Source organism: Polaromonas sp. P5_D5 (genome assembly GCF_054049435.1).
In genome coordinates, this window is sequence record NZ_JBFUMJ010000001.1 from 1,203,288 (window position 1) to 1,219,501 (window position 16,214).

At 63.6% G+C, this 16,214-nt stretch carries 13 protein-coding genes; 6 read left to right on the forward strand and 7 right to left on the reverse strand.

Going from position 1 to position 16,214, the window contains the following annotated elements; all coding sequences use genetic code 11:
• Nucleotides 1-14: 14 nt before the first annotated feature.
• From ACXJKE_RS05870 to apbC, 4 genes are all read right to left on the reverse strand, one after another.
• On the reverse strand, nt 15-1,577 hold the full coding sequence (locus ACXJKE_RS05870; protein ID WP_457279607.1) for a formate dehydrogenase beta subunit: 1,563 nt from the start codon (nt 1,575-1,577) through the stop codon (nt 15-17).
• On the reverse strand, nt 1,574-2,044 hold the full coding sequence (locus ACXJKE_RS05875; RefSeq protein WP_457279608.1) for a formate dehydrogenase subunit gamma: 471 nt from the start codon (nt 2,042-2,044) through the stop codon (nt 1,574-1,576). Before ACXJKE_RS05875 ends, ACXJKE_RS05870 begins: the two co-directional genes overlap by 4 nt.
• A 113-nt stretch (nt 2,045-2,157) precedes the next feature.
• A complete protein-coding gene (locus ACXJKE_RS05880; protein ID WP_457279609.1) occupies nt 2,158-3,117 on the reverse strand; it encodes a LysR substrate-binding domain-containing protein in 960 nt (319 codons plus the stop codon).
• A gap of 33 nt (nt 3,118-3,150) precedes the next feature.
• Nucleotides 3,151-4,242, reverse strand: coding sequence for an iron-sulfur cluster carrier protein ApbC (apbC, locus tag ACXJKE_RS05885; RefSeq protein WP_457279610.1), 1,092 nt, complete (start codon nt 4,240-4,242; stop codon nt 3,151-3,153).
• A 197-nt stretch (nt 4,243-4,439) separates the two neighbouring features.
• Between apbC and metG the strand changes: the two genes are divergently transcribed.
• The gene (gene metG / locus ACXJKE_RS05890) at nt 4,440-6,533 is read left to right on the forward strand and encodes a methionine--tRNA ligase (protein ID WP_457279611.1); all 2,094 of its coding nucleotides are present in this window, start codon (nt 4,440-4,442) and stop codon (nt 6,531-6,533) included.
• Nucleotides 6,534-6,560: 27 nt separating this feature from the next.
• Here metG and ACXJKE_RS05895 read toward each other — a convergent pair whose 3' ends face one another.
• Nucleotides 6,561-8,327, reverse strand: coding sequence for a sensor domain-containing diguanylate cyclase (locus ACXJKE_RS05895; RefSeq protein WP_457279612.1), 1,767 nt, complete (start codon nt 8,325-8,327; stop codon nt 6,561-6,563).
• 289 nt (nt 8,328-8,616) lie between these two features.
• Here ACXJKE_RS05895 and ACXJKE_RS05900 point away from each other — a divergent pair, with 289 nt between their 5' ends.
• Nucleotides 8,617-10,287: a SulP family inorganic anion transporter gene (locus tag ACXJKE_RS05900; RefSeq protein ID WP_457279810.1), complete on the forward strand. Its 1,671-nt coding sequence runs from the start codon at nt 8,617-8,619 to the stop codon at nt 10,285-10,287.
• A gap of 67 nt (nt 10,288-10,354) precedes the next feature.
• Here ACXJKE_RS05900 and bamE read toward each other — a convergent pair whose 3' ends face one another.
• Nucleotides 10,355-10,876 (reverse strand): outer membrane protein assembly factor BamE domain-containing protein, encoded by a 522-nt coding sequence (bamE, locus tag ACXJKE_RS05905; protein ID WP_457279613.1) that lies wholly within the window; start codon nt 10,874-10,876, stop codon nt 10,355-10,357.
• A gap of 141 nt (nt 10,877-11,017) precedes the next feature.
• Here bamE and ACXJKE_RS05910 point away from each other — a divergent pair, with 141 nt between their 5' ends.
• From ACXJKE_RS05910 to ACXJKE_RS05925, 4 genes are all read left to right on the forward strand, one after another.
• A complete protein-coding gene (locus tag ACXJKE_RS05910; protein ID WP_457279614.1) occupies nt 11,018-11,245 on the forward strand; it encodes a DUF3460 family protein in 228 nt (75 codons plus the stop codon).
• A gap of 94 nt (nt 11,246-11,339) precedes the next feature.
• Nucleotides 11,340-12,221, forward strand: coding sequence for a segregation and condensation protein A (locus tag ACXJKE_RS05915; protein WP_457279615.1), 882 nt, complete (start codon nt 11,340-11,342; stop codon nt 12,219-12,221).
• A gap of 162 nt (nt 12,222-12,383) precedes the next feature.
• Entirely contained in the window at nt 12,384-13,994 is a 1,611-nt protein-coding gene (gene nadB / locus ACXJKE_RS05920) for an L-aspartate oxidase (protein ID WP_457279616.1), read from the forward strand.
• Nucleotides 13,995-14,047: 53 nt separating this feature from the next.
• A complete protein-coding gene (locus tag ACXJKE_RS05925; RefSeq protein ID WP_457279617.1) occupies nt 14,048-14,407 on the forward strand; it encodes a 5-carboxymethyl-2-hydroxymuconate Delta-isomerase in 360 nt (119 codons plus the stop codon).
• A gap of 7 nt (nt 14,408-14,414) precedes the next feature.
• On the opposite strand, the gene pabB is transcribed toward ACXJKE_RS05925, so the two are convergent.
• On the reverse strand, nt 14,415-16,175 hold the full coding sequence (gene pabB, locus ACXJKE_RS05930) for an aminodeoxychorismate synthase component I (RefSeq protein ID WP_457279618.1): 1,761 nt from the start codon (nt 16,173-16,175) through the stop codon (nt 14,415-14,417).
• Between the last annotated feature and the right edge of the window lie 39 nt (nt 16,176-16,214).

Below are 16,214 nucleotides of genomic sequence, written 5' to 3' on the forward strand. Positions count from 1 at the left end.
CCGTTTCTGTCGATTCAGGCTGCTTTGCGGTCCGGCACAGTCATGCCAAAGTCCTGCGGGTAATGGTCCAGTGCCGAAAGCACCGGGAAAGGCGTCATGCCGCCCATGGCGCACAGCGAGCCGTGAACCATGGTGTCGCACAGGTCGCGCAGCAGCTTGATCTGCTGCGGTCGCTGCTCACCCGGGCCGTTGGCGATGCGGTCAATCACTTCCACGCCGCGTGTGGAGCCGATGCGGCAAGGTGTGCATTTGCCGCAAGACTCAATCGCGCAAAACTCCATGGCATAGCGCGCCAGGCTCGCCATGTCGGCCGTGTCGTCATGCACCACGATGCCGCCGTGGCCCACGACCGCACCCACAGCCGCATAGGCTTCGTAGTCGAGTGGCGTGTCCCATTGCGATTCAGGCACATAGGCGCCCAGCGGGCCGCCCACCTGCACGGCCTTGATGGGCCGGCCCGAGGCCGAGCCGCCGCCGTAGTCGTACATCAGCTCGCGCAGAGTGACGCCGAAGGCTTTTTCCACCAACCCGCCGAACCTGATGTTGCCCGCCAGCTGGATGGGCAAGGTGCCTCTTGAACGGCCCACGCCATAGTCTTTGTAAAACGTGGGGCCGCGCGACAGGATGATGGGCACGGAGGCGAAGGTGATGACGTTGTTGATCACGCTGGGCTTGCCGAACAGGCCCTGGATGGCGGGGATGGGCGGCTTGGCCCGCACGATGCCGCGTTTGCCTTCAATGCTTTCCAGCATGGCGGTTTCTTCGCCGCACACATAGGCGCCCGCGGCCTTGCGCACGTGCAGGTGAAAGCTGTGGCCCGAGCCGAGGATGTTGTCACCCAGAAAGCCGCCAGCCTCGGCCACCTTGATGGCTTCGCGCATGGTTTCCACGGCGTGGGGGTATTCGGAACGGATGTAAACATAGCCTTGCGTCGCGCCGGAGGCGACAGCGGCAATCGTCATGCCTTCAATCAGCATGAAGGGGTCACCCTCCATCGTCATGCGGTCGGAGTAAGTGCCTGAATCGCCCTCGTCCGCGTTGCAGACCACATACTTTTGCGTGGCTTTCAGGCCCGCCACGGTTTTCCATTTGATGCCTGCCGGAAAGGCCGCACCGCCACGCCCGCGCAGGCCGGCGTCGAGCACCTGCTGCACGATCTCTGTGGCGGGAATCTCCAGCGCACGGCGCAAGCCGGCATAGCCTTCATGCGCTTCGTAGTCTGCCAGCGACAGCGGGTCCGTTATGCCCATGCGGGCAAAGGTCAGGCGCTCTTGCCTTTTCAGATACGGAATCTCTTCGGTCAGGCCCAACTGCAGCACATGGACGCCGCCCACCTGAAAACCGGCGTCGAAAAGGCCGGCCACGTCCTCCACCTCCACCGGCCCGTAGGCGATACGACCCGCACCGGTCTGAACCTCGACCATGGGCTCCAGCCAGAACAGGCCACGGGAACCGTTGCGAACGAGCTCAATGCCGATGCCGCGCTTTGCGGCCTCGGCGGTGATGGCCGCGGCGACCTCATCGGCGCCCGCTGCCAATGCGGCGGAGTCGCGGGGCACGTAAATCTTGATGCTCATGCGGCGCTCCCGGCTCGCGCCACAAGACGGTCGAATTTTTCAATCCCGACACGGGCATGGACCTTGTCGTCCAGCGTCATCGCGGGGGACTGTGCGCACAGTCCCAGGCAGTACACCGGCTCGACCGTGAAAGCGCCGTCTTTGGTGGGGCCGTGGCCGTCGCTGCCCAGATGGGAGCAGGCATGTGACCAGAGGGCGTCTGAGCCCATGGCTTTGCAGCTCTCGGCGCGGCAGATTTGCACCACATGGCGGCCGGGCGGTTCGGCGCGGAAGTAGTGGTAGTACGTCACCACGCCATGAACCTCAGCCCTGGACAGGTTCAGGGCTTCGGCGATGGGTGGAACAGCGGCAGGCGGGATGTAGCCGAGCGCGTCCTGAATGCCGTGCAGTATCGGCATCAAGGCGCCGGGCATGTGCCTGGTCGACGCAATGACGCGTTCGACGGCCTGGCTTGCAACTTCATTCATCGTGTGGGACCCCTATCTCTGTCTATGCACAAAGTATGTGCAAGCGATGGGGTCACGTCCAATTGAATCGGGACACTGCCCTATTCACGGATTGAATGTATGCAAACGCTTGCCTAGGTTGGTTTGTTTCCCATGCTCTCTGGGTGCGCGCTGTAGTCAGCCGCGTGGCGCAGCCAGGCGGGCTCGGCAGCCAGCGCCATGGCCGCCTCCAGCGTGCGCGAGGGCCGGTCGCTGGCCTGCATCATGAAGCCGACAGGCGTCTCCTCATCCGGCGTCAGGGGCAGGGCTTCGAGTTCGCGGTAACCCTGAACGGCGCACACCAGCGCGCCTGCCAGCACGCTGCAAACCTCGCCAACGACGACGGTCAGGGCGAGCGTCAGCATGGAGTTGGTTTCCATCACAGGCTTGACCGTGACGCCGGCGGCGGCAAAAGCGGCGTCCACCCGGGTGCGGCTGTGCATGTCGGGGGTCAGCAGGCACAGCGGCAACTTCGCGGCATCGGCCCAGGTCATGGGTGGGCCAAAACGCAACACCTCGGGGCTGGGTTTGGCAGCGCGGCGCACCAGGAAATAACGCTCGGTGTATTGCGGCAAGGTGGTCAGCCGTGTGTTGCGCGCGCTCAGGCGCTCGGTGTAGCCCAGCGCCATGTCCAGCGACAGGTTTTCGAGCCGGGTTTCGATGTCATGCGAATTCAGCGACAGCACCACGGGCGTAATACCTGGGTGCCGGGCGTGCAGCATGGCGGCAAAACGTGCGGCAATGGAAACCGCCGTGGGAACCACGCCAATCGTCAAATGGCCACGCGGGCTGTCCACCGAGCTGTCGAGTTGCTGCTTGAGGATCTCGCGCTCATGCAGCATGCGCCTGGCGCTGGCGAGCACGCGTTCGCCCTCTTCCGTAAACCCGACGAATGCACGCCCGCGAACCACGATAGCGGCGCCGAACTCGTCTTCCAGCGCGCGCAGGGCATTGGACAAGGCGGGCTGCGTGATGTTGCAGGCCTGCGCCGCGCGGCCGAAGTGCTTGTGCTCGTCAAGCGCGGCCAGGTAACGCAGGGAGGCCAGCAGGTTCATGGCGTGACAACCTCAGGTGGTTTTCAGGTGTCTTCAGGTATTTTTGGAGATCGTGATGGTCGGAAACTTGGCAGAGAAGTCTTTGGCTTTCGCGGCCACGGTGACGGCCATCTTGCGCGCCACGGCCTTGTAGATGCCGGCGACTTCGCCGTCGGGATCGGCCACCACGGTGGGACGGCCGTTGTCGGCCTGCAGGCGGATCTGGATGTCCAGCGGCAAGGCGCCCAGGTAGTCCATCTTGTAGTCGGCCGCCATTTTTTTGCCGCCGCCTTCGCCAAAGATGTGCTCGGCATGGCCGCAGTTGCTGCAGATGTGCACCGCCATGTTTTCGACAATGCCCAGAATGGGCACGCCGACTTTCTCAAACATCTTGATGCCTTTTTTGGCATCCAGCAGCGCAATGTCTTGCGGCGTGGTGACGATGACGGCACCTGTCATGGGCACCCGCTGCGACAGCGTGAGCTGGATATCACCGGTGCCGGGCGGCATATCGACGATGAGGTAGTCCAGGTCTTTCCAGTTGGTCTGGCGCAGCAGCTGCTCCAGCGCCTGGGTGGCCATGGGGCCGCGCCAGATCATGGCTTCGTCCTGCGCAACCAGAAAACCGATGGACATGACCTGGATGCCGTAGTTCTCCATGGGCTCCATGTTCTTGCCGTCCACGCTTTCGGGCCGGCCTTCGATGCCCATCATCATGGGCTGGCTGGGGCCGTAGATGTCGGCGTCGAGCAGGCCGACGCTGGCGCCTTCAGCCGCCAGCGCCAGGGCCAGATTGACAGCGGTGGTGCTTTTGCCAACACCGCCCTTGCCGGAGGCCACGGCGATGATGTTCTTGACGTTGGGCAACAGCTGCACGCCGCGCTGCACGCTGTGGCTGGCGATCTTGAACGTGACATTGACGGAGACATTGCCCACCCCTGGCACGGCCTTGACGGCGGCGATCAGGCTTTTGCGCAGGCCGGCGATCTGGCTTTTGGCCGGGTAGCCAAGTTCAACATCAAACGACACGTCGTCGCCGCTGAGCTGCAGGTTTTTCAGGGCCTTGGTGGTGACGAAATCTTTGCCGGTGTTGGGGTCCAGCACGGTTTGCACGGCGTTCAAGACGGCCTGTTGGTCCAGGGACATGGGGAAATACTCCGTTGAATCTCGTTAAATCTGACTGGGCAGACCGGGCGCTTTGAGGGCGGCAAGCCGGCGGGGGTGTTGGCCTGAAGTCTAACGCCGTGACCCGGGCCCTGGGGTCATGGGGGCTTGCCGGGGCAACCCCAAGGCCGGGCGACTTAAAATCGCGGGTTACCTCTCCCCTAGCCATAAAGCCCCTTATGTCCCAGCGCCGCCTGTTTGTCACCACCGCCCTGCCCTATGCCAATGGCAATTTCCATATCGGCCACATCATGGAATACATCCAGGCCGACATCTGGGTGCGGTTTCAGCGCATGCAGGGCCATGCGGTGAACTTTGTGGGCGCGGACGACGCCCACGGCGCGCCCATCATGATCGCGGCTGAAAAAGCCGGCAAAACGCCGCAGCAGTTTGTGGCCGACATCGCCGCGGGCCGCAAGCCCTACCTGGACGGCTTTCACATCAGCTTTGACAACTGGCACTCCACCGACGGGCCGGAAAACCACCAGCTGGCGCAGCAGATCTACCTGGACCTCAAAAAGGCCGGACTGATTGAGACCAAAACGATCGAGCAGTTCTTTGACCCTGAAAAGAACATGTTCCTGCCGGACCGCTACATCAAGGGCACCTGCCCCAAGTGCGGCACCAAAGACCAGTACGGCGACAACTGCGAAAACTGTGGTGCGGTGTATGCCCCCACGGATTTGATCAACCCGTATTCAGCGTTGTCGGGCGCGACGCCCGTACTCAAAAGCTCTGATCACTTTTTCTTCAAGCTGTCCGACCAGCGCTGTGTGGACTTTCTGGAAAAGTGGACGCAAGACGGCAAGCTCCAGCCCGAAGTGGCCAACAAGGTCAAAGAATGGTTCAGCGTTCGCACCAACCCCGACGGCACCCAAAGCGAAGGCCTGGGCGACTGGGACATCAGCCGTGACGCGCCCTACTTCGGCATTGAAATCCCGGATGCGCCGGGCAAGTATTTTTATGTCTGGCTGGACGCGCCGGTCGGCTACCTCGCCTCTTTGAAAAACCTGCTGGAAAAACGCGGCGAAAACTACGACGCCTACATGGCGACGCCGGGGCTGGAGCAGTACCACTTCATCGGCAAGGACATCGTCACCTTCCACACGCTGTTCTGGCCGGCGATGCTGCACTTCAGCGGCCGCAAGACGCCTGACAACGTGTTTGTGCATGGCTTTCTCACGGTGAACAACGGCGAGAAGATGAGCAAGAGCCGCGGCACCGGGCTGGACCCGCTCAAGTACCTGAGCCTGGGCATGAACCCCGAGTGGCTGCGCTACTACCTGGCCGCGAAGCTCAATGCGCGCAACGAAGACATCGACTTCAATGCCGATGATTTCATGGCACGCGTCAACAGCGACCTGGTGGGCAAGTACATCAACATCGCCAGCCGCGCCGCGGGCTTTGTCGCCAAGCGCTTTGCGGGCAAGCTGGGCGAGGTGTCGGCCGATGGCGCAGCGCTGCTGGGCGCGCTGCGCGCCGCAAAGGAAACGATCGAGCCGCTGTATGAAAGCCGTGAATTTGCCAAGGCCCTGCGCGAAACCATGCTGCTGACGGACCGCGTGAACGCGTATGTGGACCAGAACAAACCGTGGGAGCTGGCCAAGCAGCAGGGTATGGACTCGCGTCTGCAGGATGTCTGCACGGTATGCATCGAGGCCTTCCGCCTACTCACGATATACCTGAAACCAGTGTTGCCTGCGCTGGCGGCGCAGGTCGAGGAATTCCTGAAAGTCAAGCCGTTGACGTTTGCGGATGCCGTCTCCAGCCTCGGTAACGGCCACCTGATCGGCGACTACAAGCACCTCATGCAGCGCGTCGACATCAAGCAACTTGAAGCACTCTTTGAGCCTCCTGCCCAGGCAGAACCAGCGCAAGCAGCTACTGATTTGATAGCAGAAGAAACTGTGCCAGGCGGCGAGGCGATTGCGCCCGTGATCACCATTGACGACTTCGCCAAGGTCGATTTGCGCATTGCAAAGATCGTCAACTGCGAACCCGTGGAAGGCTCGACCAAGCTGCTGCGCCTGACGCTGGACGCCGGCGAAGGCCGCATGCGCAACGTGTTCAGCGGTATCGCTTCAGCCTACAAGCCCGAAGACCTGGTCGGCAAACTCACGGTGCTGGTCGCCAACCTGGCGCCGCGCAAGATGAAGTTCGGCATCAGCGAAGGCATGGTGCTGGCCGCCAGCCACGCCGACGAAAAAGCCCAACCCGGTATCTATGTGCTGGAACCCTTGCCGGGCGCAACACCGGGCATGCGCATTCACTGAGTTTGCGGCGCAACGCCGCCTCCTGCGTCAGGCCGGTGCCGAATTCCTGGCATCCGCCGCCCCGGCCGCAAAGCGCAGCCCAGTGCCCGAACGGCTGGAAAGCTCGCCGAGCACAAGGCCCAGCGAGTGCAGCAATTGCGTTGCATCGCCTTCCCTGAAGGGCGCTTCGGCCACCGCCACCTTGAACTGCAGCACGGTATTGGGCGGCAGGCTGGGACTGTCGGCCAGTCCGCGGGCGATCAGCCGCTGGCCGATATCGGTAAGCGCCCCGCGCGTCAGGTGCCCCTGCAGGATCAGCACAAAGTCTCCGTCGCGATGACGGGCAACCGTATCGCCCTCTTGCGCGACGCTAGTGACACAGGCGCCGGCCTGGACCACCGCGCTTTGCGCCGCCTCCATGCCGTAGTCCTGCCGGATATCCACGGCGTTGCCCAGCCGGATGCGCACCACCGCGCCCGCACCGGGGTCGCGCTGCTGGCGAATCAGCAGCGCGTCCAGCCGCTGCAGCAGCACTCGGTGGTTGCCCAGGCCGGTCAACGGGTCCACGCGTGTCAGCGCACCGACGCGCGCCTGGTTGTCGCGCTTTTCCCGGCTGCGCAGGTACAGGGCCATCATCAGGAAAAGGATTTCCAGGGCGGCACCGATTTGCGCACCGAACTGCGTGGCCGTGCCCAGGGGCATCATGCCCTGCGTGCGCAGGATGGGGAAGATGGAGCCCACGGTGAGGCACACCATCGCGGCCATGATCCAGATACCCACGGCCGGCCGGCGCCAGGTGTACCAGGCGGAAACAAAAAGGTAAACGGCGATGCTTCCGACGTAGTAAGGCGTGGCCAGGTTGAAAGACGACTTGTTCCCCAGAGCCAGGAAGGCCAGCACGATCGCAAAGCCCAGAACGGTCATGGCCAGCAGTCCGCGGGAAAGCCAGGGCACATCGCGGTCAACCACCATCTGGCGCAGCACAAGATGCAGCAATGCGGCAGTGGCCAGCGACAGCCCCACGGGCGCGCAGTCGTTCCACCAGGCATTGCGGGGCCAGAAAAACTCTCCCGCCAGGCCGGTCAGCGACAACTGGCCAAGCGCCACGACCAGCACATAACCGGCGTACAACAGGTGGATGGAATCGCGCCACGAGACCGCGTGGAAAGCGCTCATCAGCGCCATCAGCAGCACCAGGCCGATGTAAACCCCCAGCAGGAGGTGCCATTGCTTGGACTGTTCGTGAAAACTGCCTGGGTCGGACAGGACCCAGTGCATGCTGATCGGATAGTTGTGGGTGACCCGAAGGTAAGTGGGCCGCGTCTCACCAGGGCGCAGCAGCATCTCGAACGCCGGTGTCAGGTGGCGCACCGGCCACTCGGCTACGGGGATGGAATCACCTGAGCGCCTGATTTGCCATTGCCCCGCAGCGAGGGGGTCTTGCGAGGGGCGGTACAGCGAGACACTGTCCATGTTGGGGTGCGGTGTCGTGAGCATGACCCGGGTGGGCTGGCTCACCGCAGGCAGCGTCAACCGGTACCACAAGGCACGCCCGTCGCCGGTCGGCATGATCTGTTCCGGCCTGGCCGGCTCGCCTTCACCGGCTTCAAAACGGCTGTGAACCTGCTCAAACGTCAGCGAACCGGTACTGTCGACCAGTACCAGCCCCTGGCCAACCACGTCGTAGCCCGCGGACGGCACGCTTTGTGCAACAACAGCCGCGACGGGGGAAGGCGGGACGGCCGTTTCCTGTGCAACAGCCGCAGCGTGGGCCAACAGCAAGGCCGCCAGGCAGGCAGAAAGGCGCGGCGGCATTGCAGACAAAAAACTTAAAAGGCCAAACAATCACTTCCCCAAAAAACCATACGCAGATGATCAAAACAGGACGACACTGATGATTCGGCCCTGAAATCACACGAAAAGTAACTATTTCTACCTAACAAAACCTTCTAATGTACCGAATGTTGAGGCTTCGAACAATGGAAAAAAGTCATACGGGACGCGCAATCTCCGCATTCTCGCCTGCGCTGTTATCTGCGCTGTCGTCCGGGCCATCATCCGCACCACCGGTCACACAACTCCCACGCCCCACGCCCGCCGCATGATGCATTTACCGGCCTATCTCGCCCCGTTCCGCCCTCGCCTGTTTTCAGCGCTTGCCGGCTACAACCGCGAACGGTTTTTCAAGGATGCCGGGGCCGGCGTCACGGTGGGTATTGTGGCTTTGCCGCTGGCCATGGCTTTTGCCATCGCCTCCGGCCTCAAGCCCGAGGCAGGCATCTGGACGGCGATCATCGCAGGCGCATTGATCTCTGCGCTGGGCGGCTCGGCGGTGCAGATAGGCGGCCCTGCCGGGGCCTTCATCGTCATCGTCTACGGCATTCTGGAACGCTACGGCCTGGCCAACCTGCTGATCTCCACCGCCTGCGCCGGCGTGCTGCTCTTTCTGCTGGGTTTTTTCAGAATGGGCACACTGGTGCGCTACGTGCCGGTGAGCATCGTGGTGGGTTTTACCAACGGCATCGCAGTGCTGATCGTACTGTCGCAGGTCAGGGACCTGCTGGGGCTGGTCGTTCCCAAGATGCCGGCCGATTTTTTCTCGCAGCTGCGTGTGATCGGCGAACACCTGGACAGCTTCAACCCTTACGCGCTGGGGCTGGGGCTGGCCTGCCTGCTCGGCCTCTTTGTGTGGCCCAAGCTGTTTGCCGCGCACACGCGAAGCGCCGGCGGTTTCACCACGCGGCTGATCAGGCTGATGCAGGCCGTCGAAGGCGTGCAGCTCAAGCGGGCCACGCGCATGGCATCGCGCATGCCGGGGCCGATTGTGGCGCTGGTGACGCTTACCGCGTTTGCCTACCTGCTGAGCCTGCCCGTGGAAACCATCGGCAGCCGCTTCGGCGGCATCCCGCGTGCGCTGCCTTCATTTGCCCTGCCCGATTTCTCCTGGGAAACCGTGCGGCTGTTGGTGGCACCCACCATCACCATTGCACTGCTGGGTGCGGTGGAGTCGCTGCTCTGCGCACGCGTATCCGACCAGATTTCCGGCCTGCCGCGCCATGACCCCAACCAGGAACTGATGGCCCAGGGCGTGGCCAACTTTGTGGTGCCGTTCTTTGGCGGCATGCCCGCCACCGGCACCATTGCCCGCACGGTGACCAATGTGCGCTCGGGCGCCACCTCTCCCGTCTCGGGCGTGGTGCATGCCCTCACGCTGGTGGTCGTCGTGCTGGTAGCCGCCCCGCTGGCCGTGCATGTGCCGCTGGCGGTGCTGGCCGGCATTCTGCTGTATGTGGCCTGGAACATGGGGGAATGGCGCGAATTCGCCCACCTGCGCCAGGCCAGCAGCCACTACCGTCTCATCATGCTGGGAACGTTTTTGCTGACCGTGGTTTTTGACCTGACGGTCGCCCTGCAGGTCGGCCTGATCCTGGCCTGCGTGCTGTTTGTGCGGCGCATGAGCACCCTGTTCCAGGTGGTGGAGGTCTCACGCAGCGCCGATGGCGCCAGTTTCCAGCTGTATGGCTCGCTGTTCTTTGGCGCAGTCGCCAAGCTCGACCCCATCCTGAACGTGGTGGAAAGCGCGCCCAAAGGCCTGGTGGTGCGGCTGGACGTGCAATCGCTGCAGTCGCTGGACACCTCCGGGCTCGATGTGCTGGAGCAGCTGCACAAGGCCATCGTGCTGCGCGGCGGCCGGCTGGTCATGGCAGGGCTCAATGCCCAGCCGCGGGCCGTGATGCAGCGCTCGGGCTTCCTGGAGAAAATTGAAACGCTATAAAAACAGGAGCTGCTTGCGCCTGTCCCTATTGGGCTGCAGCTCATTTTTCTTTATAAACCCAGGCACATCAGCGATTGCCACCTGAAGCGCTCGCGCTTTCATCGTCCACCGAGCCCGTGCTGACCACTTTCAGGTCCCCGTCAAACACCACGGTAAAGATGCGTGCCGCCGACGGTGGCTCCATGTAACGCCAGTCGTAATGAGTTTCCTGCTTCAGCGCGTAAGGCGTGACCTTCATCGGCTTGCCCAGCATTTTTCGCACCTGTTCCATGCGCATGCCGGGCTGCACCCTGGCAAAATTTTGCGGTGTCAGCACCTGCCGCAGCGCACTCATCCTGCCGTCCGCACCTATCGTGATCATGTAGTTGACCTTGCCTTCCGGCTGGCGGTTGTATTCGAAGGTGCGGGCGCCGGGCGCCGCCGCAGCGCCGGGCTGCGGCGTTTCGGCCATGTCGGCCGCTTCCCACACCTTCTCGGGCTCACCAAAGCGGGCACGTACATCGGCCTCCGTGGCCACACCTTCTTCCAGTTCGGCAATGCGCTGCGCGTCACATGCCACCAGGCCAAGCACAAATGAGAGCAGACCCATACAGATGAACGTCCTGACGGAAAAAAGTGCTGAAAAGCCCGTTCGGGCCGGTGCAAAGGAGGGTGGGGAAGGTGGTAACAATGGGCGCAAGGCAGACCCCGGTAAAATCAGCCAACTATACGATTCAGGCAGTTTAGACCCATGTCCCTCCTCAACTTCTTCCGCCGCTCCGACTACACCTCCGACACCACGCAGTTCATCGACCAGCTGAAGGCCAACAAGCCCACCCTGGAAGCCGAGCAACGCGCCGGGCGCGCGCTGTTGTGGGACAAGAACCTGAACCGCACCGAACAGGCGGAATACGGTGAGGCCAAGGTTCCCCAGCAGCCTTACGTGTACGGCACGAGCAGCCACCCGAACGGAAAATAAGAGCCAAATAGGCCTCTAGCCCTTGCAGGACTTGCGCAATCAGCTATCTTTTTCATAGCAAATCTTTAGCGCACTCACCGCTTCGGCCTCTTTCATGTCCCAAACCCCTTTTTCACCATCCCCCCAGGAACTGCCGCCGGCCGCCGGGCAGGAGCTGTCCGCAGCCCTGAGCCCGGACATGCCCGCCGTGATCGACCAGGTGGCGCTGGCCCGCCTGTACGGCGAGCCGCTGTTTGCCATGCCGCACGACCTGTACATCCCGCCGGATGCGCTGCAGGTCTTCCTGGAGGCGTTTGAGGGACCGCTGGACTTGCTGCTGTACCTGATCCGCAAGCAGAACTTCAACATCCTCGACATCCCGATGGCGGCGGTCACGCGCCAGTACCTCACCTACGTCGACGAAATCCGCTCCACCAACCTGGAACTGGCGGCCGAATACCTGCTGATGGCGGCCATGCTGATTGAAATCAAGTCGCGCATGCTGCTGCCGCCCAAGAAGGTGGCGGAAGGCCAGGAGCCCGAAGATCCGCGCGCCGAACTCGTTCGCCGCCTGCTCGAGTACGAGCAGATCAAGCTGGCCGCCCACAAACTCAACGAAGTGCCGCAATTCGGCCGCGATTTCCTGCGCGCGCAGGTGTATGTCGAGCAATCGCTGCAGCCGCGCTTTCCCGATGTGCACATCGTGGACCTGCAGGACGCCTGGCGCGACATTGTCAAACGCGCCCGCCTGGTACAGCACCACGTCATCAGCCGCGAAGAACTCTCGGTGCGCGAGCACATGAGCATCGTGCTGCGCAAGCTGCAGGGCCGCAAGTTCCTGGAGTTTGAAGACCTGTTCGACGCCACGCGCGGCATGCCGGTGCTGGTGGTGACCTTCATCGCGCTGCTCGAGCTGTCAAAAGAAGGCCTGCTGGAAGTGACGCAGGCCGAGGCTTTCGCGCCCATCTATGTGCGGCTGGCTTACACGCCCGCCTAAATATTGCCCCCACGCTTTTCACTTCGTGTAATGCGCTGCCCCCCGAGGGGGCCGCTGCGCCTGCGGTCTGGCGAAGCCAGTCCCGCGGCCCCTGCTTGCATAAGAGCATTCTGCGCATCGTGAACAAACCTGGTTTCCATCTCAACGGTGAGTGACTTATCAATGACCTCCGACAGCCTGGGTTCACACTACTTCGACGTCCTCATCATCGGCAGCGGCCTGGCGGGCCTGTCTGCCGCGCTGCTGCTGGCACCTGGCCGGCGTGTGGCGGTGGTGACCAAACGTGCGCTTGGCGACGGGGCCAGCGGCTGGGCGCAGGGCGGCATGGCTGCCGTGCTGGCCGAGGGCGACTCGCTGGAGCAGCATGTGAGCGATACGCTGGTCGCAGGTGCGGGCCTCTGCGACCTGCCTGCCACGCGCGCCGTCGTCGAAGGTGCGCCCGAAGCCATTGCCTGGTTGCGTGCACTGGGCGTGGCTTTTTCCGAAGACGCCGGCCATCCCGGCGAACTGCACCTGACGCGCGAGGGCGGCCACAGCCAGCGCCGCATCGTGCACGCGGCCGACGCCACCGGCGCCGCCGTGCAACGCACGCTGATGGAGCAGGTCCGCCAGACGCCCGGCATCACGCTCTATGAGCACCACATGCTGATCGACGTCATCACCGACCGGCATCTCAAACAACCCGGTAACCGCTGCTATGGTGCCTATGTGCTCGACACCGCCAGCGGCGAGGTGCTGACCTTCAGCGCCGGCCACACGATCCTGGCCACCGGCGGCGCGGGCAAGGTGTATCTCTATTCCACCAATCCCGACACCGCTACCGGCGACGGCATTGCCGCCGCCTGGCGGGCCGGCTGCCGCGTGGGCAACATGGAGTTCATCCAGTTCCACCCGACCTGCCTCTACCACCCGGACGCGAAATCGTTTTTGATCACGGAAGCCGTGCGCGGCGAAGGCGGCAAGCTGCTGCTGCCGCCCTCGGCCGGCGGCGGGCGCTTCATGCCGGCGCACGACGCGCGGGCCGAACTCGCGCCGCGCGACGTGGTGGCCCGCGCCATCGACTTTGAGATGAAAAAGCACGGCCTCGACTGTGTCTACCTGGACATCTCGCACCAGAGCCCGGCTTTTCTGCAGGAGCACTTCCCCAACATCCTCAAGCGCTGCCTCGAGCTCGGTATCGACATCACACGCCAGCCCATCCCGGTGGTGCCGGCCGCGCACTACACCTGCGGTGGCGTAGTGACCGACCTGGCCGGACGCACCGATGTGGCGGGCCTTTATGCCGTTGGCGAAACCGCCTGCACCGGCCTGCACGGCGCCAACCGCCTGGCGAGCAACTCGCTGGTGGAATGCGTGGTGCTCGCACGCGCCACGGCCCACGCCATCGAATCCCTGGCACCAGCCGAAGTCCCCGCCTTGCCCGCCTGGGACGAAAGCCAGGTCACCGATGCAGATGAAGCCGTGGTGATCTCGCACAACTGGGACGAGCTGCGCCGCTTCATGTGGAACTATGTGGGCATTGTGCGCACCACCAAGCGGCTTGAACGCGCGGCGCACCGCATCGCCTTGCTCAACGCGGAAATCCAGGAGTTCTATGCCAACTTCCGTGTCACACGCGACTTGCTGGAGCTGCGCAACCTGGTGCAGGTGGCGGATCTGATCGTGCGCTCGGCGCACGGCCGGCACGAAAGCCGCGGCCTGCATTTCAGCCGCGACTTCCCTGGTACCGCTGAACAGGCTGTTCCTACCGTGCTGGTACCGCCCGGAAGTTAATCTTTCCCGAATCCCCTTTATCCGTTTCTTGCCACTTTTTATTCAGAACCCACATGCCTCACCTGATCGTTGAATACTCCAGCAACCTGGCCGGCTTTCCCAAAGCCGAAGTGCTCCAGGCGCTGAACCAGGCCGTCGCCGCCAGCCCTGAAATACAGGATGAATCCGACCTGAAGACCCGGCTGGTCGCGCTGGACGATTTTGAAATCGGCACGGCACCGGCCTCACGCGCTTTTGTGCATGCCCAGCTGCGATTGCTGTCGGGCCGCACGCCGGAAGCCAAGAAGGACCTGGGCGCGCGCATCGCTGACGTGCTGCGCCGCCTGACCCCGCGGCCAGCGGGCGTGATGGTGCAGCTGAGCGTGGAGATGGTCGACATGGACCGCGCGTCCTACGTCAAGGAAAAACTCTAAGCAGTTTTTAGTCGGTTCGGACAAGGCTCGCGTCTATCCAGCCCCTCAGGCTGTTCACAAACGCCCAGCCCTCAACCGTTGACAATGCGTCCACCCGCACGACGCGTTCGGTCAACCGGCCCGCCTGCAACGCCAGCGCGCGGCCCACACCCGGCAGCAGCCCGCAGGCCAGCGGCGGCGTGACCCAGCGGCCATCCACGCGCATCGCGATGTTGCCACGCGTGCATTCGGTGATCTCACCCTCAGCATTCCACAGCACGCTGTCAAACACGCCAGGTTCGGTCGGCGTGAAGGCGTCGTAATGCGCGCGGCGCGTCGTTTTGAAGCGCACAAATTCGCCGTGCGCCGCGTCCAGCGGGCGGTCGGCCAGTTGCAGGCGCACCTGGGGCAGCGACGGTTCCATGGCATAAGCCTGGGCGGCGAATTTTCCGCTGGCGCTGAGCAGCAGGCGCACGCGCCAGAGGCCCTGCGGGTGCGCCTGCGCCAATGCCTGCAGGCACGCATGGGCCTGCACGGCATCCCATCGGTGGCCAAAGTGGGCGGCAGAAACCGCCATGCGCGCCAGGTGGTCGTCCCTATGGCGCAACTGGCCCGCTTCCAGCGCCAGGGTTTCCAGAATCTCGAAGGGCATGCTGGCGCGCGCCAGAAAGGCCTGCTTGTGGCGCCACTCCTGCCATTCCCCTTCGGCCACAGAACCCGAGGTGATGCCACTTCCGATGCCACAACGGGCCTGGGCGCCGCGCAGGCTGACAGTGCGGATCGCCACGTTGAAAGTCGCCGCGCCGCCGGGTTGCACCACACCGACGGCCCCGCAGTACACACCGCGTGGCCCGGCTTCCAGCTCACGAATCGCTTGCATGGCCCGTACCTTGGGCGCACCGGTGATGGACCCGCAGGGGAACAGCGCGGAAAACACATCGGACAGGCTACAGCCGGGCCGCGTGCGCGCCTCGACGTCAGAAGTCATCTGCCAGACTGCGGGCAGCGCCTCGGTGTGAAACAGACGCGGTACGTGCACGCTGAAGGGCTCGGCGATGCGCGACAGATCATTGCGCAGCAGGTCCACGATCATCACGTTCTCGGCACGCTCCTTGACTGACGTGCGCAGCGTTTCGGCCTGCGCCGCATCACTCTCGGGTGTCGTGCCGCGCGGCGCTGTGCCTTTCATCGGCCGTGTCAGGAGGTGGCCGTCGCGCCAGTCAAAAAACAGCTCGGGCGACACCGACAGAAACTGCTCGCCGCCGGTGTCCAGGAAAGCCGCATAACCCCCGGGCTGCGCACGCTGCAGGGCGCCAAACAGGGCGTGGGCCGGTGCGGCTTCCTGGCCCGGCAGCAACCTGCCGGTCATCTGGGCCGTGAAGTTAACCTGGTAGTACGCGCCGTTGGCAATCGCCCGTTGCAACGAGCCGAGCGCCTCGTCAAAAGCCGGGCGATCCAGCCCCGGCTGCCACTGCACCTGCACATCGGCACCTGGTACGGTTCGCGGCCAGGGCAAGGCTTCATCATGCACCGCAAACCAGGCCAGCGGCCCATCCGCATCGTGCACAGCCAGCGCGGCATCAAAAGCCGGGGCGGCTTCATAGCGCAGGTAACCCACACACCAGGCCCCCTGCGCGGCGGCGGCCTGCACGGCATCCAGCACCGGCCGTACCTCATCGAGCGTGCGTGCCACCAGCACCGTGCGCGGCGTAGCGAAAGCACGGCGCAGGCGCGGCGCGGCGCTGTCATGCGGATCCGAGAAGTCAATACAGGCCGTTATAGGGCTCATATCGGCCTCCAGCCCATACAGTACATGCGCGAGCAGCTA

Bases quoted from the DNA above. Each gene is read 5' to 3' on its own strand.
- ACXJKE_RS05870 (WP_457279607.1), bottom strand. From the start codon at position 1,577: ATGAGCATCAAGATTTACGTGCCCCGCGACTCCGCCGCATTGGCAGCG.
- ACXJKE_RS05875 (WP_457279608.1), bottom strand. From the start codon at position 2,044: ATGAATGAAGTTGCAAGCCAGGCCGTCGAACGCGTCATTGCGTCGACC.
- ACXJKE_RS05880 (WP_457279609.1), bottom strand. From the start codon at position 3,117: ATGAACCTGCTGGCCTCCCTGCGTTACCTGGCCGCGCTTGACGAGCAC.
- apbC (WP_457279610.1), bottom strand. From the start codon at position 4,242: ATGTCCCTGGACCAACAGGCCGTCTTGAACGCCGTGCAAACCGTGCTG.
- metG (WP_457279611.1), top strand. From the start codon at position 4,440: ATGTCCCAGCGCCGCCTGTTTGTCACCACCGCCCTGCCCTATGCCAAT.
- ACXJKE_RS05895 (WP_457279612.1), bottom strand. From the start codon at position 8,327: ATGCCGCCGCGCCTTTCTGCCTGCCTGGCGGCCTTGCTGTTGGCCCAC.
- ACXJKE_RS05900 (WP_457279810.1), top strand. From the start codon at position 8,617: ATGCATTTACCGGCCTATCTCGCCCCGTTCCGCCCTCGCCTGTTTTCA.
- bamE (WP_457279613.1), bottom strand. From the start codon at position 10,876: ATGGGTCTGCTCTCATTTGTGCTTGGCCTGGTGGCATGTGACGCGCAG.
- ACXJKE_RS05910 (WP_457279614.1), top strand. From the start codon at position 11,018: ATGTCCCTCCTCAACTTCTTCCGCCGCTCCGACTACACCTCCGACACC.
- ACXJKE_RS05915 (WP_457279615.1), top strand. From the start codon at position 11,340: ATGTCCCAAACCCCTTTTTCACCATCCCCCCAGGAACTGCCGCCGGCC.
- nadB (WP_457279616.1), top strand. From the start codon at position 12,384: ATGACCTCCGACAGCCTGGGTTCACACTACTTCGACGTCCTCATCATC.
- ACXJKE_RS05925 (WP_457279617.1), top strand. From the start codon at position 14,048: ATGCCTCACCTGATCGTTGAATACTCCAGCAACCTGGCCGGCTTTCCC.
- pabB (WP_457279618.1), bottom strand. From the start codon at position 16,175: ATGAGCCCTATAACGGCCTGTATTGACTTCTCGGATCCGCATGACAGC.